The sequence below is a fragment of the Actinomadura sp. NPDC048032 genome (assembly GCF_040653175.1).
In the GTDB taxonomy this organism is placed as follows: Bacteria; Actinomycetota; Actinomycetes; order Streptosporangiales; family Streptosporangiaceae; genus Spirillospora; species Spirillospora verrucosospora.
This window is the reverse complement of record NZ_JBEZJP010000742.1, coordinates 1-1,961: the sequence shown is the minus strand read 5'-3', so window position 1 is coordinate 1,961 and position 1,961 is coordinate 1. Positions and strand designations below refer to the sequence as shown.

Sequence of the window (1,961 nt, the reverse complement as noted above, 5' to 3'; positions counted from 1 at the left end):
GTCCGGAATGACGAGGTCGAGGTCCTTCACCGCGGCGCGGTCGCCGCCGACGTAGTTCTTGACCACTCCGCTGAGGGTGATGGCCGGCATGGTCAACCTCCGATGCCCGAGGCCAGGCTGCTCTTGGTGAGCCGCTGGGCCAGGTAGGTCATGGTGAACGAGAGCAGGGCGATGACGAGCACGACGCCGTTGGCGAGCTGGGTGTAGCCGTAGTCGACGAGCCCGATGGACAGGGTGGTGAGCAGCTGCGTCCCGGACGTGGTCAGCATGATGACGATGCTGAGCTCCTTCAGCCCGGAGATGAACGGCAGGACGACGCCGGTGACGAGCGCGCCCCGCTGGATCGGGATGATGATGCGGACCATCCGGGTCGGCCAGCGCGCCCCGCTGATCTGCGCGGCCTCCTCCGGCTCCCGGCCGAGCTGCATCATCGCCGAGATCCCCGACCGGGACGAGTACGGCAGGTGCGTCACCACCATCACCAGGACGAGCAGCGTGATCGTCCCGTAGAGGGCGGGCACGGGGCCGCGCCGGACGGCGAACAGCGACAGGCACGCGGCGGCGAACGCGATGCCGGGCACCAGGTAAGGCAGGAACGACACCTGCCGCAGGAAGGACGAGACGCGGCTCCCGGCGCCGCGCACCACCACGTAGCCGATGAGGAGCCCGACGAAGCCGCAGACCAGCGCGGCCAGCCCGACGATCCGCACGCTGTTCCAGGCCGCCTCCCACAGCTCGTTTCCGCGCAGCACGCCGTGCGGGAACCCGACCGCGCCCTCGATGTCGGATCCGAACCAGTACTTCAGCGTGAAGTTGCCGGGGCTGAACACGCCGGGCGTCTTGGTGATGGTGGACAGCAGCAGCGTCAGCACCGGGATGACGACGCTCGCGGCGAACACCGCCATCGCCAGCCCGAACGCGGGCCACCGCCAGCGGCGCAGGTCGCCGCGGCGGTCCATGGCGCCCTTCCCGCCGACGGTGACGAACTTGCGCTGCTCGCGCACCAGCCGGGTGTCGACCACGACGACGAGCACTCCGATGAGCACGATCACGCTGGCGATCGTCGAGGCGACGCCGGTGCTGCGGTCGCGGATCGCGTGGTACAGGCTCGTCGACAGGACGTTGTAGTCGCTCGGCAGCCCGAGGATGTAGGGGGTGCCGAACGTGCCGAGGACGCGCCCGAGGACGAGCAGCACCGCCGACGACAGCGCCGGCAGCATCAGCGGCAGCGTGACGCGGCGCAGGACCGTCCGGCCGCCGGCGCCGAGGATGCGCGCCGAGTCCTCCAGCTGGGAGTCGATGCGGCGCAGCGCGTTGCCGAACAGCAGCAGCACGAAGGGGTAGTAGTGCAGGCCGAGCGTCACGATGATCGGCACCGGCCCGTAGGCGAGCCAGTCGGGGGTGTGGATCCCGGCGCCCTGCAGGTAGCCGACCTGCCCGCCGGACCGCTCGTTCTTGAACAGCGACAGCCACGCCAGCGCGAACGTCCAGGACGGCAGCATGTACGGCACGACCAGGGCGCCGGCCAGGAACGTGCGGCCCGGGACGTTCGTGCGGGTCACGAGCCACGCCATCGACCCGCCGACGGCGAGCGCGAACACGATGACGCCGACCGCGACCGTGAGGGTGTGCAGGAGCGGTTCCCAGAACAGCAGCCTGCTGACCGGGGAGCGGAACACCCGCCACAGGTAGTAGCTCGTCCACGAGCCGGCCCCCTGGCCGGAGCGCGCCTCGTCGCCGTACTGGACGCGGCCGGCGTCCGAGACGACGGAGACGAGCGGGGCGATGACGAGGTAGAGCAGCGCGGCGCTCAGGACGAGGCCGAGCAGCACGGTGGGGTTGCGCAGCAGGACGCGGGACCGGTAGAGCACGCGCCGGCCGCGTGACACGGGCCGTGCGGAGGCGGCGACCGCCATGGGTTCTTCCTCCGGGGTGGAGCCCGGCGGGCCGCTCGTGCGGCC

1 protein-coding gene is annotated in these 1,961 nt (G+C 71.1%); it reads right to left on the bottom strand.

The features are described from left to right. Nucleotides 1-92: 92 nt before the first annotated feature. Nucleotides 93-1,961 (bottom strand): iron ABC transporter permease (locus AB0C69_RS41755; RefSeq protein WP_360362358.1); only part of this gene is annotated, 1,869 nt, incomplete at its 5' end.